This is a genomic window from Sphingomonas japonica (assembly GCF_006346325.1).
In the GTDB taxonomy this organism is placed as follows: domain Bacteria; phylum Pseudomonadota; class Alphaproteobacteria; order Sphingomonadales; family Sphingomonadaceae; genus Sphingomonas; species Sphingomonas japonica.
Genome location: NZ_VDYR01000001.1, coordinates 591,514 through 615,330, shown reverse-complemented (window position 1 = coordinate 615,330; position 23,817 = coordinate 591,514). Strand labels below are relative to the sequence as shown.

Below are 23,817 nucleotides of genomic sequence, written 5' to 3'. Positions count from 1 at the left end.
GCGGAACCGACTTAGTGACTACGCCCGATACGTCACCTTCTTCACCGCCGCCACGATCCGGTCGGCATCGATCAGCGCCAACTTCTCGAGGTTCGCCGCATAGGGCAGCGGCACGTCCTCGTTGGTGACGCGCAGAACCGGTGCGTCGAGGTCGTCGAAGCCGTCCTCCATCACGAACGCCGCGATCTCCGAGGCGATCGAGCAGGTTGGCCAGCCTTCCTCCGCCACGACGATGCGGTTGGTCTTCTTGAGGCTGGCCAGCACCGTTTCGCGGTCGAGCGGGCGCAGCGTGCGCAGGTCGATGACTTCCGCCTCGATGCCCTCGCCCGTCAGTTTCTCGGCAGCTTCGAGCGCGAGGCCGACGCCGATCGAATAGCTGACGATGGTGACGTCCTTGCCCTCGCGCATGATCCGCGCCTTGCCGATCGGCAGGACATGGTCGTCGAGCTTGGGCACGTCGAAGCTGCGCCCGTACATGAGCTCGTTCTCGAGGAACACGACTGGGTCCTCGCTGCGGATCGCCGCCTTGAGCAGCCCCTTGGCATCGCTCGCGTCATAGGGCGCGATCACGATCAGCCCGGGAACGCTGGCATACCAGGGACCGTAGTTCTGGCTGTGCTGCGCGCCGACGCGTGACGCCGCGCCATTGGGGCCGCGGAATACGATCGGGCACCGCATCTGGCCGCCGGACATATAATTGGTCTTGGCCGCAGAGTTGATGATGTGGTCGATCGCCTGCATCGCGAAGTTGAACGTCATGAATTCGACGATCGGGCGCAGGCCGCCCATCGCCGCCCCGGTGCCGATCCCGGCAAAACCATATTCGGTGATCGGCGTATCGATCACGCGCTTGGCGCCGAACTCCTCGAGCAGGCCCTGCGTTACCTTATAGGCGCCCTGATATTCTGCGACTTCCTCGCCCATCACGAACACGCGGTCGTCGGCCCGCATCTCCTCCGCCATCGCGTCGCGCAGCGCCTCGCGTACGGTGGTCTTGACCATCTCGGTACCGGCGGGGATTTCGGGATCGCGCTTGCCGGCATTTTCGGCGGCGTCGAACATCTGCCGTGCCCCGGTTTCGGCGTGCTGCGGCGTGGTGCCTTCGGGGGTCGACGGCTTGTCGTCGTCGTTACGGGTCTCCTCCTTGGGCTGAGCAGCGGCGGCATCGCCTGCGCGAGCGGCGCTCCCGCCACCCGATGCTGCGACAGCGACGTCCTCGCCTTCTTCGGCGAGCAGCGCGATCACGGCACCGACCTTCACATTGTCTGTGCCTTCGTCGATCACGATCTTGGCGATCGTGCCTTCATCGACCGCCTCGAACTCCATCGTCGCCTTGTCGGTCTCGATCTCGGCCATGATGTCGCCCGACTTGACCGTGTCGCCTTCCTTGACCAGCCACTTGGCCAAGGTGCCTTCTTCCATCGTGGGCGACAGCGCCGGCATCTTCAGTTCGATCGCCATCTCAATAGGTCTCCACCAGCACGTCGGTGTATAGTTCGGGCGCCTCGGGCTCGGGCGCGTTCTCGGCAAAATCGGCGGATTCGTTGACGGTCTTGCGGATCGCCTGCTCGATGGTCTTGAGCTCGTCCTCCTTGACGCCCAGCTTCTCCAGCTCGCGCTTGGCCGCTTCGATCGGGTCGGACTTGTCGCGGACCGACTGGACCTCGTCGCGCGAACGGTACTTGGCCGGGTCGGACATCGAATGGCCGCGATAGCGATAGGTCTTCATCTCGAGGATCACCGGCCCCTTGCCGGCGCGTACCCATTCGAGCGCCGTCTCGGCAGCGCCGCGGCACGCCAGCACGTCCATGCCGTCGACCTGGATACCGGGAATGCGGAAGCTCTCGCCGCGCTTGTAGAGCTGATCCTCGGCACTCGATCGGTTGACCGACGTGCCCATCGCGTACTGGTTGTTCTCGATCACGAAGATGATCGGCAGCTTCCACAACTCGGCCATATTGAACGCTTCGTAGACCTGGCCCTGGTTCGCCGCGCCGTCACCGAAATAGGCGAGGCAGACGCCGCCATCGTCCTTGTACTTATGCTGGAAGGCGAGCCCCGCGCCGAGCGACACCTGCGCGCCGACGATGCCGTGCCCGCCGAAGAACTTGTGCTCGGTCGAGAACATGTGCATCGACCCGCCCTTGCCCTTGGAAATTCCGGCCTGGCGCCCGGTCAGCTCGGCCATGATCACCTTGGGATCGATGCCGTAAGCGAGCATGTGGCCGTGATCGCGATAGCCGGTGATGACGCTGTCCTTGCCCACCTCCAGCGCCGATTGCAGCCCGACCGCAACCGCTTCCTGCCCGATATACAGGTGGCAGAACCCTCCGATCAGGCCCAGCCCGTACAGCTGCCCCGCCTTCTCCTCGAAGCGGCGGATCAGCAGCATCTGCTTGTACAGGTCGAGCAGTTCGTCCTTGCCCGCTTCGTACCGGGTCGGTTCGGCCGGCCGTTCGCGATTGGGAATGGCGGGCGGCGGGGTCGATTCGGTGCGAGCCGGTGTCTTGGCCACGGGCGATACTCTCCGTTTCCGTAAGGGGGAGGAATGGTCTGCCGGGGCTATAAGCGCACAATCAACCCCGGTGCAACGTCAACGCCGCGAGGGCCTGACGGGTCCAGCATCAATCGAGCGGAACGATGACCTCGTCGGGATGGACGACGTTGAGCTCCTTGCGCACCAGTTCGTCGACCATATCGGGATTGGCGTGGCGCGGATCGATCTGCGCCACGCGATTGCGCAGTTCGGCACGCTGTTGGTCGAGCGCCGCGAACTGCTGATTCTTGGCGTCAAGCTGACGATGATAATCGCGGTAGGCGATCACGCCATTGGGGCCGACAACCGCAGAATAGACGAAAAAGCCCATCACGATGATGGCGAGCGCAGGCAGCCCGGCGCGGCGCAGCGTTCCGGTGACGGTGGCGAGATGCGACATGGCGCGACTTTAGGGCCACAATCGGCCCGCAATCAAGCTATTTGGTTAATCGGCTCGTAAACCTTCGGCGCCGCGAATTGGCGTAGACCGCTCAGGCGGCCGCGAGTGAGAAATCCTTGTATTTCGCGCGGATCGCGGTCTTGAGCAGCTTGCCGGTCGCAGTGTGCGGCAGGTCGTCGACAAAGTGGATTTCGTCGGGCAGCCACCATTTCGCGACATGCTGCGCAAGATGCGCTTGGATCGCGTCGGCGGTGATGTCGCTTCCTGATTTTCGGATCACCAGCAGGATCGGGCGTTCTTCCCAGCGCGGATGATGGACGCCGATCGCGGCCGCCTCGGCAACGCCGGGGCAGCCGACCGCCGCGTTTTCCAGCTCGACCGAGCTGATCCACTCGCCGCCGGACTTGATGACGTCCTTGGCGCGGTCGGTGATCTGCATGGTGTTGTCGGGATGGATGACTGCCACGTCGCCAGTGTCGAACCAGCCGTCGGCATCGACGCACGGCGCCTCTTCTCCGAAGTACTGGTGGATGATCCACGGGCCGCGTACCATCAGCCGGCCCGAGCTTTCGCCGTCGCGCGGCTGCTCCGCCCCGCTGTCGTCGATCACCCGCATTTCGACCCCGAACGGCGCGCGGCCCTGCTTGCAGACCTGATCGACTTGGTGTTCGAAGCTGAGGTCGTCCCAGTCGTAGCTCTTGGCGCCGATGGTGCCGATCGGCGAGGTTTCGGTCATTCCCCAGGCGTGATTGACGCGGATCCCCATCTTCATCAACCGCTCGATCATCGAACGCGGCGCCGCGGAACCGCCGATGGTCACGACCTGCAGGTGTTTCGGTGCACCCCCGGTCGCGTCCATGTGCTGGAACATCGCGAACCAAACCGTAGGCACGCCGGCCGAATGCGTGACCTTTTCCCGGTTCATCAGGTCACACAGGACTTTGGGCTCGTTGACGCACGAGAACACGAATTTCAGGCCAACGGCGGGTGCGGCGAACGGCATGCCCCAGCCAACCGCGTGGAACATCGGCACAATCGGCAGCGCCACCGATCGCGCCGAGAGGTCGAATACCGATGGCTGAAGTTCGGCAAGCGCGTGGATCATCGACGAGCGGTGCGAATAGAGCACGCCCTTGGGATTGCCGGTGGTCCCGCTGGTGTAGCACAGCATGCACGGATCGCGCTCGCTGCCCTCGACCCAGGCATAGTCGCCGGTTTCCGGGGCTATCAGTGTTTCGAACGAGTCCGGGCCGTCGCTGTCGAAGCAGAAATAATGGTCGATCGTCGTCCACTGGTCCTTCATCTTCTCGACGATCGGAGCGAACATCCTGTCGTAGAACAGGACGCGGTCCTCGGCATGGTTGGCGATATAGGCGAGCTGATCGGGGAATAGGCGCGGGTTGATGGTATGGACGATACCGCCCATTCCGATCGTCCCATACCAGGCGACGAGATGGCGGCTGTGGTTCATAGCGAGCGTCGCGACGCGGTCGCCGGGCTGGAGTCCCATACGCTCGAGCGCCTGCGCCAGCTTGCGCGAATCCCTCGCCACCTGACCCCAGGTCGTGACCGTCTCCGATCCGTCGGCCCAGCGCGTCAGCATCTCGCGATCGCCATGCTCGCGCTCGGCATGTTCGATCAGGCGCGGTACCCGAAGTTCGAAATCCTGCATTCCGCCCAGCATCGCACGCTCTCCCGACATTCTGATTTGTCGGGGAGTGTATCGCGATTGGCGGCGTGGTCCAGTGGCGGGATGTTACCGAATGTTTCCGAGCGACCGATGTCCGGGCGGAAGCGACCCTTACCCGGCCAACGCGACCTTGGGGCTCATCAGGTCAACCCGGTTCACCCCGGCAATCGCCTCGATGCGCTCGATCAGTTCGCCGTCCAGCCGGAAGTCGGCGCCCAGTTCGACCTGCGCCTCCCCGCCTCCGGGCAGCACTGCCATCACGCGGATCTGCCCGCGACCGCCGCGCTCGGTGCCAACCAGCAAGGCAAGCGACGCGATCGCCGCCGGTTCGGTGACCCAGCAGGTCAGCAGCAGCCGGGTCGTGCTGGCGAGCGCCTCGAACGGCTGGATGCGCTTGACGGTGACGCGCGGCGCGTCTTCGCCCGGGCGGCGATCGAGTTCGACCGTCAGCAGGCCGCAGCCGCCTGCGCGCGACGCCTCCTCAAGATCCTTGGCGACATCGTCGTCGAAGCAGGTCGCGACCACCTGACCCGACGAATCCGATAGGGTGAGCATCATGTATCGCCGTCCGCGCGCCGATGTGCGCCAGCGGGCATCCTCGACCAGTGCCGACAGCATCGCCCCGGCGCGCTCGCCATCGGGAATATGCGCCTGACCCAGCGCCGCGATCGCGCGCGCCGAATGGCTCTTGGCGAGATGGGCGTAGCGATCGAGCGGATGCGCCGAGAAATAGAAGCCAAACGCCTCGCGCTCGGCGTGGATCGCTTCGGTCAGCGTCCATCGGGCGTTTCGGGGCAGCTGGATCGCGTTGCCGACCGGTTCGGCGTCTCCGAACAGCCCGCCCTGCCCACTGGTCTTGCCGGCATGGGTGCGCTGCGCCACCGCCAGGATCGTCTCGGCGGCGGCGTGGACCCCGGCGCGGTTCGGCTCGATCGCATCGAACGCACCGCCCGCCGCCAGCGTCTCGACCTGGCGCTTGTTGAGCAGGCGCGGATCGACGCGAATGGCGATGTCGTCGAGCGAGGTGAATTCGCCGTTCGCCTCGCGCTCGGCGACGATCAGCTCCATCGCACGGCCGCCCACCCCCTTCAGCGCCGCCAGCGCGTAGCGCACCGCCAGCCCCTCGCCGTGCGGCTGGACGGTGAATTCGGCTTCACTAGCGTTGACGTCGGGCGGCAGGCACTGGGTGCCCAGCCGCTTCATATCATCGACGAAGATCGCCAGCTTGTCGGTCTGGGCAAGGTCGAAACACATCGACGCAGCATAGAATTCATGCGGGTAATGCGCCTTCAGCCACGCGGTCTGGTACGCCAGCAGCGCATAGGCGGCGGCGTGCGACTTGTTGAAGCCATAGCCAGCGAACTTGTCGATCAAATCGAACAGTTCGTTGGCCTTACCCTCCGGGATCGCGTGGTGCTCGGCGCAACCTGCAACGAAGATCGCGCGCTGTGCGTCCATCTCCGCCTTGACCTTCTTGCCCATCGCGCGGCGCAGCAAATCGGCGCCGCCCAGCGAATAGCCGGCCAGCACCTGCGCGGCCTGCATCACCTGTTCCTGATAGACGAAGATGCCGTAGGTTTCGGACAGGATCGGCTCGAGCAGCGGGTGCGGATACTCCACCGGTTCGCGCCCGTTCTTGCGCGCGCCGAACATCGGGATGTTGTCCATCGGCCCCGGGCGATAGAGCGAGACGAGCGCGATGATGTCGCCGAAGTTCGATGGCCGAACTGCCGCCAGCGTGCGTCGCATGCCTTCGGATTCGAGCTGGAACACGCCGACCGTGTCGCCGCGCTGGAGCAGCGCATACACACCCTCGTCGTCCCATTCGAGCGCATCGAGATCGACCGTCACGCCGCGCCTCGCGAGCAACTCCACCGCGCGCTTGAGTACCGACAGCGTCTTGAGGCCCAGGAAGTCGAACTTCACCAGCCCCGCGCCCTCGACATATTTCATGTCGAACTGGGTGACCGGCATGTCGGAGCGCGGGTCGCGATACAGCGGCACCAATTCGGCGAGCGGACGATCGCCGATCACCACGCCCGCCGCATGAGTGGATGAATGTCGCGGCAATCCCTCGAGCTGCATCGACAGGTCGAGCAGGTGGCGCACGGCGGGATCGTTCTTGTACTCGGCGGCAAGTTCGCTAACGCCATTGAGCGCGCGATCGAGCGTCCACGGATCGGTCGGGTGATTGGGCACCAGCTTGGCGAGCCGGTCGATATGGCCATAGCTCATCTGCAGCACGCGGCCGGTATCCTTGAGCACCGCGCGCGCCTTCAACCGTCCGAAGGTGATGATCTGCGCGACGTGATCACGGCCATATTTGCCCTGGACGTAGCGGATCACCTCCTCGCGCCGGGTTTCGCAGAAATCGATGTCGAAATCGGGCATCGACACGCGCTCGGGGTTGAGGAAGCGTTCGAACAGCAGGCCCAGCTTGATCGGGTCGAGATCGGTGATGGTGAGCGACCAGGCCACGACCGACCCCGCTCCCGAACCACGGCCGGGACCGACCGGAATGTCGTGCGCCTTGGCCCATTTAATGAAGTCGGCGACGATCAGGAAATAGCCGGGAAAGCCCATCTGGATGATGACGTCGAGTTCGAAATCGAGGCGAGCGAAATAATCGGGAAAACGGGTGCGTAGGTCCGCCTCGTTCGATGCATGGGAATCGAGCGCGGCCATCTTGGACAATCGATCGACCAGCCCGTCGGTCGCCTCGCGTCGCAGCATCGCCGATTCGCCGTCGCGATCTCCGGCAAGGCTGGGCAGGATCGGCTTGCGCTTGGGTGCCGCGACCGCGCAGCGCTGTGCCACGACCAGCGTGTTGGCGACCGCCTCGGGCAGGTCGGCGAACAGCCGGGCCATTTCGTCGGCGGGCTTCATCCATGCTTCTGGCGAACTGCGCTTGCGGTCCTCCGACGAGACATAGCTCGAGGCGGCGATGCACAGCATCGCGTCATGCGCCTCGTGGAACGTCGCCTCGGCGAAGCAGCACGGATTGGTGGCGACCAGCGGCAGGTCGCGGGCATAGGCGAGGTCGATCAGCGCGGTTTCGGCGCGAGTCTCAACCGGATCGTCGCGGCGGACCAGTTCGATGTAGAGGCGGTCGGCGAACAGCGACGTCAGCCGGTCGGCATATGCCTCCGCTGGCCCGTCCTGCCCATCGGCGAGCAGCCGTGCGAGCGCGCCCTCGCCGCCGGCAGTCAATGCGATCAGCCCGTCGCTGCGGCCTTCGAGTGCATCGAGCGTCACATGCGGATCCTGCTCGATCGGGCGATCGAGATGCGCCTGCGACACCAGCGCGCACAGATTGTGATATCCCGCTTCGTCCTGCGCATAGAGCGCCAGCCAATCGAGCAGCGGCGGCGTGCCCTCCGGCGTACCCGGCCGCGCCACCGACAGCATCGCACCGACGATCGGCTGGACGCCACTGTCCTGGCACGCGTCCGAAAACGGCATCGCCGCATAAAGGCCGTTGCGATCGGTCAGTCCGGCGGCGGGAAAGGCCAGCTTCGCGGCATGCTTGGCGATCGCCTTCGGCTCAATCGCGCCGTCGAGCATGGTGAAGGACGAGAAGATGCGAAGCGGTACGAACCCGGAATGCGGCATGGTGCGACGGTAGGGCGCAGACGGCACGATTGAAACCCTGCCGCTGGCTTATCCACAGCTTAGCACAGCGCCCCGCCGCCCCTCACAGCTCCAGTTCGATCGCCGCCCCCGCCGGCAGGCCGATGAACGGCAGGGCGCGTGCGCCGTCCCCGGTCAGCGTCACGCTCAGCGCCCCGCCCTCGCTGAGCCGCGCATCGATCAGCGTCTGGCGGCGCATGGTCGCGGGGGCGACGCGGATGCGGCTTTCGGTGCCGATCTTTTCCGATGCGATCAGCAACGGGCCGACCGCCGTGGCGACATTGCCTGCCTTTGTCGTGCAGGTGCCGGGATCGGTCGTCGCGGTGCCGTCGATCGCCGCGCCTCCACCCGATGCGAACAGCGGCGCTTCGACCTGCATCGTCAGGGCGCAGGTGAAGGGCAGCGATGGCGCGAGCGCTGCGAGCATCCCCGCGTCCATCGACCCGCTGACATTCTCGACGACCACCCGCCCCGGCTTGATCAGCGCGCGGCCGCCCATCGCGGTGTCCGCGCCGGTTGCCGTCCAGTCGACCGCAAAGCCCAGGCTGGTGATCGAACGCAGCGGCGCCCATCGCCACTCGACGACGGTGCCGCCGGCGATGCCGACTTCGCCGTTCCAGATCGTGCCGGCGATGCCGCTGCGCCACTGACGGTTTTTCAGGAATACTCCGGCCGGCATCGTCCAGACCATCGCGATCAGGTAAGCGGCTATGCCTAGCCCCGCGAACAGGATAATACGGCGCCGGGCCTGGAGCCTTGGAATATCGGGGACGACCGGTGAATCGACGCGGTGCATTGCAGTTTCTTCAGTCCGCCCTAGTCGTATCGTCGGCGACATGGGTCGCGTCCCCTGTGTTTGCGGCGAAAAAGGTCGACAAGCGCCCGCTCGCCCTGCTCGTCCCGATGACCGGGGAACATGCCGAACTGGGGCTTAGCATGCGCAATGCCGCCATGCTCGCGCAAAACGACCCCTCGCGCCTGTTGGTGTTCGATACCGCTGGTACGCCGGCCGGCGCCACCGCAGCCGCGCAGGCGGCACAAAAGAAAAAGGCCGCGATGATCCTCGGGCCGCTCACCCAGGCCGAGGCGCGCGCCGTGGCTGGAACAGTCCCCTCCGACCTGCCGGTGATCGCCTTTACCAACGATCCCGCGATCCGATCGACCGGCGCATTCGTGTTCGGCATTACCGCCGCATCGGTAACCGGCGCGGTACTGCGCTATGCCCGGTCACGCGGGGTACGCAAGATCGCGGTGATTTCCGACGGCACCCCATGGTCGATCCTGTCGGCCAGTACCGCGCGCAACATGCAGGGCAGCATCGGGATGGACGTACGCACGATCGAAGTCGTCTCCGGCCAACCGGCTCCCGCTGCGGGCGATGCGCCAGACGCCATCCTGGTGCCCGGCGGCGGCGATGCGCTGCTGGCGGCAGCGCGCAACCTCCAGACCACGGGGATCCAACTGCTCGCCACCGTCCAGGGGCTCGACCATCGCCCCGCCTCGCTCGAGGCGCTCGACGGCGCCTGGATCGCAGCGCCCGACCCAGACAGCTTCGGCGATTTCGCCAGCGCGTTCACTTCCCGCAACGGCGGCAGTCCGGGCGCGATCGCGGCGCTGGCGCACGATGCCACCTTCGTGGCGGAGCAGCTGCGCGCCAAGGACATGCTCAGCCGCGGCGGGCTGCTCGCCGAAACCAGCTTCGACTGCGTGACCGGTCCCTTGCGTTTCCGCACCGACGGCAGCGTGGCGCGTGACATGGCAATCCTCGTTGCCGGCCCTGCAGGCTATGAGAAAGTGGCCGTCAGCCAGGGCGCGTGACCATGCCGCAAGCCGGGGAGCAGCGCGACGCGGCGGCGGGCTTCACGCTGATCGAGCTGATGATCTCGCTTGGCCTGTTCGCGCTGATCGCAGTGGCGGGACTGGCGCTGGTCGATTCGATTCTGGGCGTGGAGCGGCGCACCGAGGTGCGGTTCGACCGCATGGCCGACCTCCAGCGCGCGATGCTGCTGATGTCCACCGATATCGATCAGGTCGCGCGCGGCAGGATCATCGGCGGCGGCAGTGAGCTCATCTTCACCCGCGCTGCGCCCGGCTTTGGCGGTCCGCCCGTCGAGATCCGCTACACGCTGGCTGCAGGCTCGCTGATCCGCACCGTCCAGGGCATCCCGCAGGTCGTCCTGACCGGCGTGCAGGGCGCGCGCTGGGGCTTCTATGAAGGTGCCGGCTGGCAGCCACGCTGGCCGCTCAGCGAGGAAACCGCCGAGCAATGGCCGCGCGCGGTCGCAGTCGAACTCAGCGTTTCCGCCTCCCCGGGCGGTATGCTGCGGCGGGTGGTCGCGCTGCCCGCTGCGCCGGCCTATGGCGAAGTGCGATGAACCGCGAACGCCCTGCCGTCGAAGTGCCGGAACAAGGCATGATCCTCATCAACGTGCTGATGTTCGTGGCGATCGCCGCGGGCATGGTGCTGCTGATGATCACCCGCGAGGAAATCGCGCTCGACCGCGGCCTGCGCAATCGCGAAGCGGCGCGGGCGATGGCGGTGGTGCGCGGCGGCGAGGTTTCAGCGATCGTCGCACTGCGCCGCGATGCCGAAGCCTCGGACCGCGAGGATCACCGCGGCGAGCCCTGGGCCGCGCTGTCCGAAAGCGGCGCCCCGATCGAAGGCGGCACGTTCGATCTGGCGATCGCCGATGCGCAGGGCCGCTTCAACATCAACAATATCCGTTCGGGCCAGATCGCCTCGGTGATCCTGTTCGAGACGATCGCCCGCGAAGCGGGGCTCACCCCCGAGCAGACCGCACAGGCGATTCTGTTCGTCCGCGAGGCCGGCCCCGTCACCGACCTGCGCCCGATCCGCCTCGCCGGGGTGCCGCCAGAGGCGGCGCAGCGGCTCGAGCAGCTTGCCACCGCGTTGCCGGGCGTCACCCAGATCAACCTCAATGCCGCGACCGAGCAGATGCTGGCGCTGCTGCTGCGCGATCCCGACGTCGCGCAGCGGCTAGTGGCGATCCGCGAGCGGCAAGGTTTCCTCACCGCAGACGACCTCAGCGATCAGGACGTAACGATGCCGCCGGGGACGGGGTTCAGATCGAACATCTTCTGGGTTCGGACCCGCGCGACGATCGGCGATACCAGCCAGCAGGCAGCGGCGCTGATCCAGCGGCGTCAGGTCGACGGGGCGGTCCGCGTGGCGACGGTCGAGCGCTGGCGCAATGCCGCCGTCCCGCCCGACGCTCCGGGCTTCGCGGCGGTCACGGACGGTTAGAGCAGGCGTTCGATATCCGCCGCGATCGCCTCGGGGGTGGTTTGCGGTGCATAGCGATCGACGACCTTGCCGGAGCGATCGACCAGGAACTTGGTGAAGTTCCACTTTATCGCCTTGCTGCCGAGCAGGCCCGGCGCGGCGTCCTTGAGGTGGCGGTAGAGCGGCGCGGCATCGTCGCCGTTGACGTCGACCTTGGCAAACATCGGAAAGGTGACGTCGTAGGTCAGCGAACAGAAGCTGGCGATCTCCTCGGCATCGCCAGGCTCTTGCGCACCGAACTGGTTGCACGGAAAGCCGAGCACGGCAAAGCCGCGCGGCGCGTAGCGGCGATGCAGCGCCTCCAGCCCCTCATATTGCGGCGTGAAGCCGCATTTGGACGCAGTGTTGACGATCAGCAGCACCTTGCCGGCATGTTCGGCGAGCGTGGTCGGCGTGCCGTCGGCGGCGGTGACGGGGATCGCGGTCAACTCGGTCATCGTGTCGGCTCCTGCTGATGACGGGCGATGAGCGCATCGAGATTGCGCCGCACCCCCGGCCACTCATGCGCAAGGATGCTGTAGACCACCGTGTCGCGTCGATGCTCGCCCAGGATCAGGTGCCCGCGCAAGACCCCATCAAGGCGGGCGCCGAGCCGCTCGATCGCGGCGCGCGACTGGCGATTCAGGAAATCGGTGCGCAATTGCACGCACAGCACATCCATCACCTCGAACGCATGGCCCAGCATCAACCGCTTGGCCTCGGTATTGAAGCCGGTGCGCTGCACGCGTCGCGCAAACACGGTGCCGCCGATTTCGACGCGGCGGTGGCGCTCGTTCATTCTCAGGAAGCGGGTAGTGCCCGCCACCCGTCCTCGCTCGTCCAACGCCGCGAAGGGCAACGCACGCCCCGCCGCCTGTTCGTGCTCGATCCGGTCGTACCATTCGTCGATCGTGGCGGCGCTCGGTACGGTAGTGGCGAAACTGCCTTCCAGCCCGACAAAGGCTTCGAGCAGGGCGGATCGATCGTGCCGCTCGAGCGGGCGCAGCGTAACGTGCCGTCCCGGAAGCGTGGGCACGGTCGTCCATGCGCTCACTCCAGATGCCCCTCGTGCAGCCGCAGCACACGATCCATCCGCCGGGCGATGCGCTCGTTATGCGTCGCGACCAGCGCCGCCGACCCCTCACCGCGCACCAGCCTCAGAAACTCGTCGAACACGATATCGGCGGTCGCCTCGTCGAGATTGCCGGTGGGCTCGTCCGCCAGCACCAGCATCGGCCGGTTGGCGAGCGCACGCGCGACTGCGACGCGCTGCTGCTCACCGCCCGAAAGCTGATTGGGGCGGTGGGTCAGGCGCTGCGCCAATCCCAGAGCACCGAGCAGCGTGTTCGACCGTTCCTCGGCCTCGTTGCGCTGCGCGCCGTGGATCAGCTGCGGCAGGAGGACATTCTCCATCGCGTTGAAATCGGGCAGCAGATGGTGAAACTGATAGATGAAGCCGAGCCGGTCGCGCCGCATTTCGGTGCGGCCATGGCTATCGAGCTTCGCCGCCTCGACCCCCGCGATGCGGATCGATCCGTCGAAACCGCCTTCCAGCAGTCCGACCGCCTGCAGCAACGTCGACTTGCCCGACCCCGACGGGCCGAGCAGTGCGACGATCTCGCCTGAATGGACGTCGAGGTCGATGCCGCGCAGCACCTCAATGGTCGCGCCGCCCTGGGTGAAGCTGCGCTGAAGACCGCGGGTCGAGAGAACCGGATCATTCATAGCGCAGCACCTGCACCGGATCGGTGCTCGCCGCCTTGAACGCAGGATACAGCGTCGCGAGGAAGCTGAACACGAACGCCATCGCGACGATGCCAGCGATCTCGACCGGGTCGGTCTTGGACGGCAATTCGGTCAGGTAGCGCATCGACGGGTCCCAGATATTCTGGCCGGTAACCAGCCCAAGGAAACCGAGCACCTGCTGGCGAAAGAACAACGTCACGAACCCCAGCACCAGCCCGGCGAGGATGCCCAGCGACCCGATGATCGTGCCGACCGTCACGAAGATGCGGATCAGGCCGTAGCGAGTCGCACCCATTGTGCGCAGGATGGCGATGTCGCGGGTCTTGGCGCGCACCAGCATGATCAGCGACGACAGGATGTTGAACACCGCGACCAGGATCAGGATCGACAGCACGGTGAACGTCACCAGTCGATCGACCTGCAGCGCCTCGAACAGCTGCGCATTCATGTTGCGCCAGTCGTTGACGACGCCGCGCGATCCGACGATCTGCGCGACCGGGGCCATGATCTCGTCGATATTGTCTGGATCGACCGTGTCGATCTCGATCATGCCGACCGAATCACCCATCAGCAGCAAGGTCTGCGCGTCCTCCATCGGCATGATCACGAACGCCTTGTCGTAATCATAGACGCCGACCTCGAAGATCGCGGCGATGCGGTAGGACACGATCCGCGGCACCGTGCCGAACGGCGTTGCCGGCCCTTGCGGGCTGATCAGCGAGACGTCGCTGCCCACCGTAGCACCAAGATTCTGGGCGAGCCGCGAGCCGACCGCGATGTTGCCGCTGCTCGGCGTCAGCCGCGACAGGTCGCCGAGGATGACATTGTCGCGGATCGTCGGGTTGCTGCGGATGTCCTCGACGCGCATGCCGCGGGTCAGGACCGCTTCGACACGCCCGTTGAAGTTCGCCATCAGCGGCTGCTCGACCAGCGGCGTCGCGCCGGTCACGCCCGGAGATTTGCGGATTTCGTCGGCGATGTCGCGCCAGTCGCGCAACTGGCCGCCATAGCCCTGCACCACCGCATGGCCATTGAGGCCGACGATCTTGTCGAACAGTTCGGCCCGAAACCCGTTCATCACGCTCATCACGATGACGAGCGCGGCGACGCCGAGCATTACCGCGACCAGGCTGATCGAGGCGACGAGGAAGATGAACGCCTCTCCCCTACCCGGCAGCAGATAGCGGCGCGCGATCATCCGCTCATAGCGCGTGAGGAACATGAAGCGTCTTTCCCATGCGAGCGCGAGCGGCCCGGTGCCGAGGCTCTACGGCGGGATGCCGGTCGGCGCAATTGCGCTGTTGCCGAATGAACACAGGGTGAAGCGATTCGTCACGGTGTCGCCGCATTTGCGGTGACAAACCGCCCATTTTTTCCTATCCGGCAATCACTGAAACGCAGGCAACGGCCGTGGTTCGGGGAAGGCTTCAAGGCCCCGTTTGTCTGGGAGGGCAAGCGTGCGGGCCGGGAGCACTAAGGGGGCTGACGAGCGATCGTCACGCAGGCGCCCGGGCTGGAAACAGCCCGGGCGTTTGTCGTTCGGCAGGAGCTTGTTCAAACTGTCGCCCCGCTCCCCGTGCGAAGGCCGACCATCGCGAGCATCCAGCCGATGGGGCACGTTCCCGCACGGTGGAGCCGGATCGTCGTCCGGCGTGGCCGAGCTTCAGAACGCTCGGCTGACACTCAGCCCATAGGTGCGCGGATCGCCGGGCTGTCCGACGACCAGCCCGGTATTGCCCGATTGCGTCGCCAGCACATCGTAATATTCGGCATCGAACGCGTTGCGGACCCAGCCGAAGATGTTCCATTCGCGCCCCGACCGGAACCCGACGCGCAGGTTTACCAGACCATAGCCGTCGATGTCGGTATAGGCGGAACGCGACGGGTTGGACGAGAATTTCGAGCGATAGCTGGCGTCGATCCCGGCATAGGCCTCCCCGCTCATGCCGAGCAGTGTGGTCGGTGCATTGACCTCGCCGCCGCCCGAGAAATTCCAGTTGGAGATGCCCGGCAGCCATTGTCCCGAAATATCGCAGTTCGGGGGGCTGAAACCCCCTGGCGTCCCCGGCGCGCTGGCGGGATTGTCTGCCGTCGCGGCGGCGCCCCCCGACAGCTCGGGCGGGCACGGCGCATCGACGAAGCGGACATATTCATGGTCGAGATAGGCCGCGTTGACGTAGAAGCTGACGCGATCGTTCGGCCGCACCGAAAGGTCGCTTTCTACCCCGCGGATGCGCACGCGATCGGCATTGGCGAGATAGCCGCGCAATACGCCCAGCTGCCCGTTGGTGACCGTTGCCTGGTAATCGCGGATGTCGGTCCAGAATGCCGCGACGTTGAAGGTAGCCTTGCGCGCGAACAACTGCGTTTTCAGCCCCAGTTCGAAATGATCGACCGTTTCGGGCCGCACCGACCCGGCGCTGAGGATCGGATTGTTGTCGCCGTCCAGCGGCAGGCCCGACAGGTTGATACCGCCCGATTTGAAGCTGCGGGCATAGGTTGCATAGCCCAGCACATCGTCTGCAAAGTCGTACGACGCGGTGAAATCGCCGGAAATATTCCAGTCACTGAATTCGGCATCATAGGATTGCGGCGCCAGCACCCCGCGCTGGTCGCTCGAAAGGTCGGTGCTGCCGCTGCCGGTGGTGACCGTGGCCAGATATGATCCGGTCTTCTTGTCGTAGTTCAGGCGAAGTCCGGGCTGTAGCCGCAGCCGGTCGGTGACGCGCCACGTCAGCTGTCCGAACAGCGCCGCGCTGGTGTTGCTGAAATCGATGTCGTTTTCCGACCGCAGCCCGTCGAGCACCGACGGATCGTTGGCGGCGCACGCGGGGTCGGTCGCGCAGCTCGACGGATTGAGCAGCCAGCGGCTCGCGGCAGGCCCCTGCTCTTGCGCGCCCTGCGTGGCGATCGTCTGATGGAACGCGAACGCGCCCACGACATAATCGATGTTCCCGCCGCTTGCGGATGCGTAGCGGAATTCCTGCGTGAACTGCTCCTGCTGCGACGGATTGGCCGACACCGTCGTGATCGGCAGGCCGATGAAGTCGCGATCGTTCGACGGCTGCCAGTCCCACCAGCGATAGGCGGTGACCGATGTCAGGCTGCCCGGCCCCACATCCCATTCGGCGCGCAGCGACACGCCGCCGATCTCCTGCTTCGCCTGCAGGTCGCTGTCGAGATCGGTGAGGCGATCGAACGCGTCGGTGCTTGGCGGGGCATAGTCGAACGCTGCCGCAAGCGCATCGAACTGACGGCTCAGCGGACGCTGGGTAAGCCCGGTGCGCACGTAGATCTGGGCGCAGCATTCCGGGTCCTGGCGATTATAGTCGGCGGCCAGCGTGACATCGATCGCGTCGGTGGCACGCCACAGCAATTGTCCGCGCAAGCCCAGATTGTCTTGCTCGTTGACGTAATTGCCGGTCGTCACGTTATAGATCGTGCCGCGCCTGCTGGTCGCCGACGCCGCCAGCCGCACCGCCAGCTTGTCGGCGACGAGCGGTCCTGACACCGACGCCTTGGCCTGGACGTAGCTGAGATTGCCGACCGACAGCTCCAGTCGTCCTTCGGGTTCGAACGTCGGTTGGCGGGTAGTGATGTTGATCGCGCCGGCGGTGGTATTCTTGCCGTACAGCGTTCCCTGCGGTCCGCGCAGTACCTCGATCCGCTCGACGTCGAGAAAGTCGAACGTCGCCGAGGCGATGCGGCTGTAATAGACCTGGTCGACATAGATGCCGACGCCCTGTTCGATCCCATCGTTGGTCAGCCCGAACGGCGCGCCGAGCCCGCGGATGTTCGCAGCAGAGTTTCGCGGGTTGGTCGAGAAGAACGTCAGCGACGGCTGCACCTGCGTCAACTTGGTGACGTTGTAGGTACCGGTATTCTCCAACTCGGCTCCGCCCAGCACCGATATCGCGATCGGCACATCCTGCGCGCTCTCTTCGCGGCGACGGGCAGTCACGACGATATCGTTCGCAGCGCTCGCCTGCGTCTCGATGGGCGCGCCCTCGGTCTCGGTCTGCTGCTGAGTCGCGGGCGCCACGGGCAGAGCGGGCTGCGGCGCAAGCTGCTGTGCGGCACTGCTCAGCAAGAGGATCGAAAAGGCGGTCACGGTCATGGAGCTTTCCCCTGAAGTCCATTCCCCTATCATTCCGATCGGGATTATATGCAATACTCATTTTAGATGCGTTGGCGGAGGGCGCGACGCTCTTGAACCGGCGCGGAGCCATCCCAAATATCGTTGAGGCGGCGCCTCAGCAGGGTCGCCCACGCCGACGTCGCGCATGAGCGGACACCGGCACCACGCACATTTTGCTCAATGGAGGATTTGACATGCGTCAGTTCGATTTCACCCCCTATCGCCGTTCGACGATCGGCTTCGATCGCTTGTTCGACCTGCTCGAGAACAGCGCCCGCGCCGCATCGAGCGAGAATTACCCGCCGTTCAATCTCGAACGCCTGTCCGATGATCGCTATCGCATCACGCTGGCGGTGGCCGGCTTCAAGGCTGACGAGATCGACATTACCGCACAGCAGAACCTGCTGCTGGTGACCGGCAAGAAAGCCGACGATGGCGACAATGGGCGCGCGGCGTTCGTGCATCTCGGCATCGCCAATCGCAGTTTCGAACGCCGCTTCGAACTCGCCGATTTCGTGCGGGTGGAGGACGCGCGGCTCAGCGACGGATTGCTGACGATCGATCTGGTCCGCGAAATTCCCGAAGCGATGAAGCCGAAGAAGATCGCGATCGGCACCGGCGATGCCGCTGCGGCGATCCCGCATCGCGAGGAACAGGCCGCGGCCTGACGGACTGCGCGGCGCCTTCGCTCCCTTGGGCGCCTGCGAAGCAGAGGCGTTCGGACCGGATGGTCCGGGCGCCTTTTGCTTGGATCAGACCAAGCGGCTCTGCCGCACCGCCGCGGCGATGAAGCTGGCGAATAACGGATGCGGGTCGAAAGGCTTGGACTTGAGTTCCGGGTGGAACTGTACGCCGACGAACCACGGATGATCAGGGCGTTCGACGATCTCGGGCAGCATGCCGTCGGGGGACATGCCCGAAAACACCAGCCCGCCCTGCTCCAGCGTGTCGCGATAGCCGGTATTGACCTCGTAGCGATGACGATGGCGTTCCGAAATCTCGGGCGCGCCATAGATCGAGGCGACGACACTGTTGCCTGCGAGCGTGGCCGGATACGCGCCGAGCCGCATCGTGCCGCCCAGGTCGCCATCGGCCTCGCGCTTCTCGAGCCCGCTCGCGCTCATCCATTCGGTGATGAGGCCGACTACGGGCTCTTCGGTGGCACCGAACTCGGTCGATGACGCTGCTTCGATCCCGGCGACATTCCGGGCGCCTTCGACGCACGCCATCTGCATCCCGAAGCAGATGCCGAAATAGGGGATCTCGCGTTCGCGAGCGAACCGGACGCTCGCGATCTTGCCCTCCGCGCCGCGCTCGCCGAACGCACCGGGCACCAGGATCGCGTCGCATGGCTCCAGCGCTGCGGCGACGTCACTGTCGTCATTCTCGAACAGTTCGGCGTCGATCCAGCGAATCTTCACCCGGACGCGATTGGCGATGCCGCCATGGATCAAGGCTTCGTTGAGCGACTTGTACGCGTCCTGCAGCCCGACATATTTGCCGACGACGCCGACGGTCACTTCGCCCTCGGGATTGGTCAGCCGGTCGACGATATCCGACCAGCGCGACAGGTCGGGGGATTCGAGGCCGGGATCGATGCCGAATGCGCGCAGCACCTCGCGATCCAGCCCCTCGCCATGATATTGCAGCGGCACCGCATAGATGCTCGGCGCATCGAGCGCGGGAATGACAGCCGCGGTCGGCACGTTGCAGAACAAGGCGATCTTGGCGCGCTCGCTCGACGGCAGCGGATGTTCGCAGCGGCACACCAGTACGTCGGGCGTGACGCCCAGCGCGGCCAACTCGCGTACCGAATGCTGGGTCGGCTTGGTCTTCAGCTCGCCCGCCGCCGCGATGTACGGCACCAACGTCACATGGATGCTGACCGAATTGCCGCGGCCAAGATCGTTGCGCAGCTGGCGGATCGCCTCGATGAACGGCAGCGATTCGATGTCGCCGACGGTTCCGCCGATTTCGCACAGCACGAAGTCGAGATCGTCGGTCTCGGCCTGCGCAAAGCTCTTGATCGCGTCGGTGACGTGCGGGATGACCTGAACGGTTGCCCCCAGATAGTCGCCACGCCGCTCGCGCTGGATGATCGTCTGATAGATGCGGCCCGACGTGATATTGTCCGACTGACGCGCCGAAACACCGGTGAATCGCTCATAATGGCCAAGGTCGAGATCGGTTTCCGCGCCGTCGTCGGTGACATACACCTCGCCGTGCTGATAGGGCGACATCGTCCCCGGATCGACGTTGAGATAGGGATCGAACTTGCGAATCCGCACGCGATAGCCGCGCGCCTGGAGCAACGCCGCCAGGCTTGCTGCCATCAAACCCTTGCCAAGCGACGAGACCACGCCGCCGGTGATGAAAATATACCGCGCCATGGGAATTGGGGCCTACTGCCGAAATTGGATGCGTTGCAAGCGCGCGAATCCCCGCGCCGCGGAAAAAAGGAGCGCGGACTGGACCGCCCGGCGCAATGCCTAGCGGCTATTGCGCGAGCGGAACCGCGTCGTTGCCCGGCGCAGGCGTGTCGGTCGCCCCGGCGATGTTGCCGGCTGCGGCGCCGAGCGGATCGACGACCGGCGGCGCGCCCGCGCCCGGCGTCAGCGGCGCGGTGCTGCCGGCGGCAGGCTGGCGTGCCAGCGAAGTGTCGATCACGTCGTTCCCGCGATTGGCGGCGATCACCGCCAGCGCGATGCTCATCGCGATGAACAGGCCGGCGAGCACCGCGGTCGATCGCGTGAGGAAATCGGCCGCGCCGCGTGCCGACATCAGCCCCGAAGGGCTTCCACCCGACGTCAGGCCGCCGCCTTCCGATCGCTGCATCAGGATCACCGTCACCAGCAACGCGGCGATGATGGCGTGAACGACGAGGAGGAAGGTGAACATGGGCTACCGATCGTGCTGGAAAGCGCGGCACATAATCGACCGCCGCGGTGCAATCAACCGGACACTGGCCGCCCTGCCCGCCTGGACCTCGGCCAGGATCGATTCAGCAAATCGTAACAATCGCCACGTCCCACGAAACCCCTTGCCGCCAGCCGCGTTCTGAACCGCGCAAAGCCACGATGCTTGCGGTCATGTAACGGTGCGGGACGACCTGGTGAAACTGCCTGAGAACAAGTCGCTGACTTCCTGGATGCGCACTCTGGTGGACTATGTCCGGTCGGGCGAACCCGATCTCACCAATCGTCAGATGGCATTGCTGCTGGTGGTATATATCGAACCTGGCCCCCACACCGTTCGCGGTCTGGCACGCGCCCTGAACGTGTCGAAGCCCGTCGTCACGCGCGCCTTGAACAGACTGGGTGCGCTCGGCTATCTGCGTCGGCAGCGCGACGACAGCGACAAACGCAATATCTTTGTCGCGCGTACCGCGGAAGGGGCAGATTTTCTTGCAGAGTTCGGACATTTCCTCACGGGCACCAACGCCCGTGGACCAGGCCTCCGCACCGCCACCGCGTGAGCGGCACATGCTGGGCGGCCGATCCGCCACCATCGATCCCCGCGCCGACGCGGTTCGCGCCGACCTTGCCGATATCCGCCTGGCCGATCGGGTGTTTGCCCCGCATTATGCCGCGCCGCTGCCAATGACGATGCGTGTCGCAGGGCCGCTGCGGGAAACGCGCGAAGCCGATTCGCCGGTTCTGGCGCAGCTTGCTGGCGGCGACCCGTTTGAAGTGCTCGAACTCACGCGCCGCTTTGCCTGGGGCATCGCGCCGAATGCGCGGCTGGTCGGTTATGTCGATGCATCGGCGCTGGGTATCGGCGATTGACCCTGCGCGTCTTCATCGATGGCGCCGCCGGCACCACCGGACTGGAGATCCACCAGCGCCTCGCCTCACGGCGAGAGTTCGCGCTGACCATTTTGCCGGAGCGCGAGCGCAAGGATGTCGATGCCCGCAGCGCAGCGCTCAACGACGCCGACATCGTGATTCTCTGCCTTCCCGACGATGCTGCGCGTGATGCAGTGGCGATGATCGAAACTGCGGCGGTGCGCGTGATCGACGCGTCGAGCGCGCATCGCGTGGCCGCGGGTTGGACCTATGGCTTTGCGGAACTCGATCCCGGTCACGACGCGGCGATTGCAAGCGCCAGCCGGGTCAGCAATCCGGGCTGCTACCCCACCGGCTTCCTCGCGCTCGTCCGTCCGCTGGTTCGCGCCGGGCTGGTGCCGTCCGACTGGCTGCTGACGGTCAACGCCACTTCCGGATATTCGGGGGGCGGCAATGCGATGATCGCTGCGTTCGAGGATCCCTCGGACCCGCACGCCGACGCGACCGCGCATCGCGCTTATGCCCTCGATCTGGCGCACAAGCATCTTCCCGAGCTACGCGCGCATGCCGGGCTCGATCACGCGCCGATCTTTCAGCCAAGCGTAGTCCGCACGCGGCGCGGCATGCTGGTCGAGGTGCCGCTCCACCTTCACGCCATGCCCGGCGGGCCGACGCTGGACGCGGTTCGGGACGCGCTGGCCGACGCCTATCGAGGGTCCGAGGTCGTGCGCGTACGCAGCGACAGTCCCGGCGCGATCCGGGTCGAGGACGATGCCGGTACGGACCGGATGACCCTCTACGCCTGCGGCAATCCCGAAAGCGGCCAGGCGCGGCTGATCGCCACGCTCGACAATCTTGGCAAGGGCGCGAGCGGAGCGGCGGTTCAGAATCTCAACCTGATGGCCGGTCTGGAACCCACCGCCGGGCTGACGCTGTAGCAAAACTTCGGGCCGCGCATGGCGATGCCGGGTTGCCCCTGCGGCTCAGCTTGCTAGGCAGCGCGCAATCCTGTTGGGCAAGCAAAGAGGCGCGGGCATGAGCCAACCAGTCGGCAAACTGCTGTTGTTCGGAGCGACGGGCGATCTGTCGCAGCGCATGCTGATCCCGTCGCTGTTCGGCCTGCATGCCGACGGATTGCTGCCGGACGGGCTGACCATCACCGGCACCGCGCGATCGGAGCAGAGCGACGCGGATTTCCGCGCATTCGCCGGCAAGGCGCTCGACACCTATCTTCAGCCCGAACAGAAAGACGCCGCGGTAATCGCCGCTTTCCTCGACCGGCTGTTCTACCAGCCGCTCGACGCATCGACGCTTGAAGGGTTCGACCACCTCGCCGCCAAGATCGGCGACATCTCCGGCGGGCTCGCCATCTTCTTGTCGACCGCCCCGTGGCTGTTCGGGCCGACGATCAAGGGGCTGCAATCGGCCGGGCTGACCGGCGAGAACGTCCGCATCGGTCTGGAAAAGCCGCTCGGCAAGGATCTCGCCTCCAGCCGCGAAACCAACGACATCGTCGCCCAGGCCTTTCCCGAGGAGAGGACGTTCCGCATCGATCATTATCTCGGCAAGGAAACCGTCCAGAACATCCTTGCGCTGCGCTTCGGCAATTCGCTGTTCGAGCCGATCTGGAACGCGCGCGGGATCGATCACGTCCAGATCACGATATCGGAAACGGTCGGGCTCGAGGGGCGCGCGGGCTATTACGACGAAGTCGGCGCGCTGCGCGACATGGTCCAGAATCATATGTTGCAGCTGCTCGCGCTGATCGCGATGGAGCCGCCGGCGCGCTTCGACGGCACGTCGATCCGCGACGAAAAGGTCAAGGTGCTGCGCTCGCTGCGCCCGATCACCGCTGCAGAAGCGCCGAACCTGACTGTCACCGGGCAATATGGCGACGGCGCGGTGACCGGCAAGATCGTCGAAAGCTATGACGGCGAGCTCGAAAAGGACTCGCGCACGGAAACCTTCGTTGCGATCAAGGCGCATGTCGACAGCTGGCGGTGGCAGGGCGTCCCGTTCTACCTGCGCACCGGCAAGCGCATGCCCGAACGGCGCAGCGAGATCGTCGTCCAGTTCAAGCCGGTGCCGCATTCGATCTTCGCCGAGCGCGGCGGGATGCTGCAACCCAACACGCTGGTCATCCGCTTGCAGCCGGAGGAATATGTCCGCCTGCTGGTAATGGCCAAACAGCCGGGGCTGGACCGCGAGGGCGTTCGGCTGCGCGAGGTACCCTTGAACCTCAGTCTGGATACCGAGTTTGCAGGTACGCGGCGCCGGATTGCGTATGAACGCCTGTTACTGGACTTGATCGAAGGCGATCCTACCTTGTTCGTGCGCCGCGACGAGGTCGAGGCGCAGTGGGAGTGGATCGACGGTATCCGCGCCGGTTGGGAAGCCAACGACGTCAAGCCCAAGGGCTATGCCTCGGGAAGCTGGGGTCCGTCGGCCAGCGTCGCGCTCACCGAGCGCGACGGCGTCACCTGGCACGAGTAAATTCGGGATTGGGCGGAGCTTCGAACTCCCTTCCCCGTTCGCCCTCATGGTCTTCGAGCTTGTCGAGGAACAGATGACCATATTTCGATAGAGGGTCTCGATACGTTCGACCCCTG

General features: G+C 65.5%; 22 protein-coding genes. 9 read left to right on the top strand and 13 right to left on the bottom strand.

Annotation, left to right across the window (positions count from 1 at the left end):
• Positions 1 to 18 precede the first annotated feature (18 nt).
• The 6 genes from FHY50_RS03055 to FHY50_RS03030 all read right to left on the bottom strand — a co-directional run bounded on the left by FHY50_RS03055 (position 19) and on the right by FHY50_RS03030 (position 9,052).
• The gene (locus tag FHY50_RS03055) at positions 19 to 1,461 is read right to left on the bottom strand and encodes a pyruvate dehydrogenase complex E1 component subunit beta (RefSeq protein WP_140046907.1); all 1,443 of its coding nucleotides are present in this window, start codon (positions 1,459 to 1,461) and stop codon (positions 19 to 21) included.
• A 1-nt stretch (position 1,462) separates the two neighbouring features.
• Positions 1,463 to 2,515 (bottom strand): pyruvate dehydrogenase (acetyl-transferring) E1 component subunit alpha, encoded by a 1,053-nt coding sequence (pdhA, locus tag FHY50_RS03050; RefSeq protein ID WP_140046906.1) that lies wholly within the window; start codon positions 2,513 to 2,515, stop codon positions 1,463 to 1,465.
• A 109-nt stretch (positions 2,516 to 2,624) separates the two neighbouring features.
• Positions 2,625 to 2,936: an FtsB family cell division protein gene (locus FHY50_RS03045; RefSeq protein WP_243846697.1), complete on the bottom strand. Its 312-nt coding sequence runs from the start codon at positions 2,934 to 2,936 to the stop codon at positions 2,625 to 2,627.
• Between the two features lie 91 nt (positions 2,937 to 3,027).
• Positions 3,028 to 4,620 (bottom strand): long-chain fatty acid--CoA ligase, encoded by a 1,593-nt coding sequence (locus FHY50_RS03040; RefSeq protein WP_140046905.1) that lies wholly within the window; start codon positions 4,618 to 4,620, stop codon positions 3,028 to 3,030.
• Between the two features lie 117 nt (positions 4,621 to 4,737).
• Positions 4,738 to 8,238: a DNA polymerase III subunit alpha gene (gene dnaE / locus FHY50_RS03035; RefSeq protein ID WP_140231009.1), complete on the bottom strand. Its 3,501-nt coding sequence runs from the start codon at positions 8,236 to 8,238 to the stop codon at positions 4,738 to 4,740.
• A gap of 82 nt (positions 8,239 to 8,320) precedes the next feature.
• Complete coding sequence (locus FHY50_RS03030) at positions 8,321 to 9,052, bottom strand: type II secretion system protein N (protein WP_243846695.1); 732 nt, start codon at positions 9,050 to 9,052, stop codon at positions 8,321 to 8,323.
• A gap of 56 nt (positions 9,053 to 9,108) precedes the next feature.
• Here FHY50_RS03030 and FHY50_RS03025 point away from each other — a divergent pair, with 56 nt between their 5' ends.
• From FHY50_RS03025 to FHY50_RS03015, 3 genes are read left to right on the top strand one after another with little or no spacing between them, the layout of a single operon-like run.
• Positions 9,109 to 10,074: an ABC transporter substrate-binding protein gene (locus FHY50_RS03025; RefSeq protein WP_244935287.1), complete on the top strand. Its 966-nt coding sequence runs from the start codon at positions 9,109 to 9,111 to the stop codon at positions 10,072 to 10,074.
• Positions 10,075 to 10,076: 2 nt separating this feature from the next.
• Positions 10,077 to 10,631 (top strand): type II secretion system protein GspJ, encoded by a 555-nt coding sequence (locus tag FHY50_RS03020; protein ID WP_140231007.1) that lies wholly within the window; start codon positions 10,077 to 10,079, stop codon positions 10,629 to 10,631.
• Positions 10,628 to 11,521, top strand: a complete 894-nt coding sequence (locus tag FHY50_RS03015) for a type II secretion system minor pseudopilin (RefSeq protein ID WP_140046903.1) — start codon at positions 10,628 to 10,630, stop codon at positions 11,519 to 11,521. The genes FHY50_RS03020 and FHY50_RS03015 overlap by 4 nt, the downstream gene beginning before the upstream one ends.
• Here the strand turns inward: FHY50_RS03015 and FHY50_RS03010 are convergent.
• From FHY50_RS03010 to FHY50_RS02995, 4 genes are read right to left on the bottom strand one after another with little or no spacing between them, the layout of a single operon-like run.
• Positions 11,518 to 11,997 (bottom strand): glutathione peroxidase, encoded by a 480-nt coding sequence (locus tag FHY50_RS03010; protein WP_140046902.1) that lies wholly within the window; start codon positions 11,995 to 11,997, stop codon positions 11,518 to 11,520. The two genes, FHY50_RS03015 and FHY50_RS03010, sit on opposite strands and share 4 nt — an antisense overlap.
• Entirely contained in the window at positions 11,994 to 12,593 is a 600-nt protein-coding gene (locus tag FHY50_RS03005) for a GNAT family N-acetyltransferase (protein WP_140046901.1), read from the bottom strand. Before FHY50_RS03005 ends, FHY50_RS03010 begins: the two co-directional genes overlap by 4 nt.
• The gene (locus FHY50_RS03000) at positions 12,590 to 13,264 is read right to left on the bottom strand and encodes an ABC transporter ATP-binding protein (protein ID WP_140046900.1); all 675 of its coding nucleotides are present in this window, start codon (positions 13,262 to 13,264) and stop codon (positions 12,590 to 12,592) included. Before FHY50_RS03000 ends, FHY50_RS03005 begins: the two co-directional genes overlap by 4 nt.
• Entirely contained in the window at positions 13,257 to 14,507 is a 1,251-nt protein-coding gene (locus FHY50_RS02995) for a lipoprotein-releasing ABC transporter permease subunit (protein WP_140046899.1), read from the bottom strand. Before FHY50_RS02995 ends, FHY50_RS03000 begins: the two co-directional genes overlap by 8 nt.
• Here FHY50_RS02995 and FHY50_RS14120 point away from each other — a divergent pair.
• Complete coding sequence (locus FHY50_RS14120) at positions 14,506 to 14,643, top strand: hypothetical protein (protein ID WP_166745479.1); 138 nt, start codon at positions 14,506 to 14,508, stop codon at positions 14,641 to 14,643. The genes FHY50_RS02995 and FHY50_RS14120 overlap by 2 nt on opposite strands.
• Before the next feature lie 305 nt (positions 14,644 to 14,948).
• Here the strand turns inward: FHY50_RS14120 and FHY50_RS02990 are convergent, their stop codons facing one another.
• A complete protein-coding gene (locus tag FHY50_RS02990; protein WP_243846693.1) occupies positions 14,949 to 17,402 on the bottom strand; it encodes a TonB-dependent receptor in 2,454 nt (817 codons plus the stop codon).
• Between the two features lie 215 nt (positions 17,403 to 17,617).
• Here FHY50_RS02990 and FHY50_RS02985 point away from each other — a divergent pair, with 215 nt between their 5' ends.
• A complete protein-coding gene (locus FHY50_RS02985) occupies positions 17,618 to 18,091 on the top strand; it encodes an Hsp20 family protein (protein WP_140046897.1) in 474 nt (157 codons plus the stop codon).
• An 84-nt stretch (positions 18,092 to 18,175) separates the two neighbouring features.
• Here the strand turns inward: FHY50_RS02985 and FHY50_RS02980 are convergent, their stop codons facing one another.
• Both FHY50_RS02980 and secG read right to left on the bottom strand, forming a co-directional pair.
• On the bottom strand, positions 18,176 to 19,813 hold the full coding sequence (locus FHY50_RS02980) for a CTP synthase (RefSeq protein ID WP_140046896.1): 1,638 nt from the start codon (positions 19,811 to 19,813) through the stop codon (positions 18,176 to 18,178).
• A 106-nt stretch (positions 19,814 to 19,919) separates the two neighbouring features.
• A complete protein-coding gene (secG, locus tag FHY50_RS02975; protein WP_140046895.1) occupies positions 19,920 to 20,321 on the bottom strand; it encodes a preprotein translocase subunit SecG in 402 nt (133 codons plus the stop codon).
• Positions 20,322 to 20,571: 250 nt separating this feature from the next.
• Here secG and FHY50_RS02970 point away from each other — a divergent pair, with 250 nt between their 5' ends.
• From FHY50_RS02970 to zwf, 4 genes are all read left to right on the top strand, one after another.
• Positions 20,572 to 20,898: a MarR family transcriptional regulator gene (locus FHY50_RS02970; RefSeq protein WP_140231006.1), complete on the top strand. Its 327-nt coding sequence runs from the start codon at positions 20,572 to 20,574 to the stop codon at positions 20,896 to 20,898.
• A gap of 7 nt (positions 20,899 to 20,905) precedes the next feature.
• Entirely contained in the window at positions 20,906 to 21,208 is a 303-nt protein-coding gene (locus FHY50_RS02965; RefSeq protein WP_140046894.1) for an SH3 domain-containing protein, read from the top strand.
• Complete coding sequence (gene argC, locus FHY50_RS02960) at positions 21,205 to 22,146, top strand: N-acetyl-gamma-glutamyl-phosphate reductase (RefSeq protein WP_140046893.1); 942 nt, start codon at positions 21,205 to 21,207, stop codon at positions 22,144 to 22,146. Before FHY50_RS02965 ends, argC begins: the two co-directional genes overlap by 4 nt.
• A 97-nt stretch (positions 22,147 to 22,243) precedes the next feature.
• Positions 22,244 to 23,701, top strand: a complete 1,458-nt coding sequence (zwf, locus tag FHY50_RS02955; RefSeq protein ID WP_140046892.1) for a glucose-6-phosphate dehydrogenase — start codon at positions 22,244 to 22,246, stop codon at positions 23,699 to 23,701.
• Positions 23,702 to 23,817 lie beyond the last annotated feature (116 nt).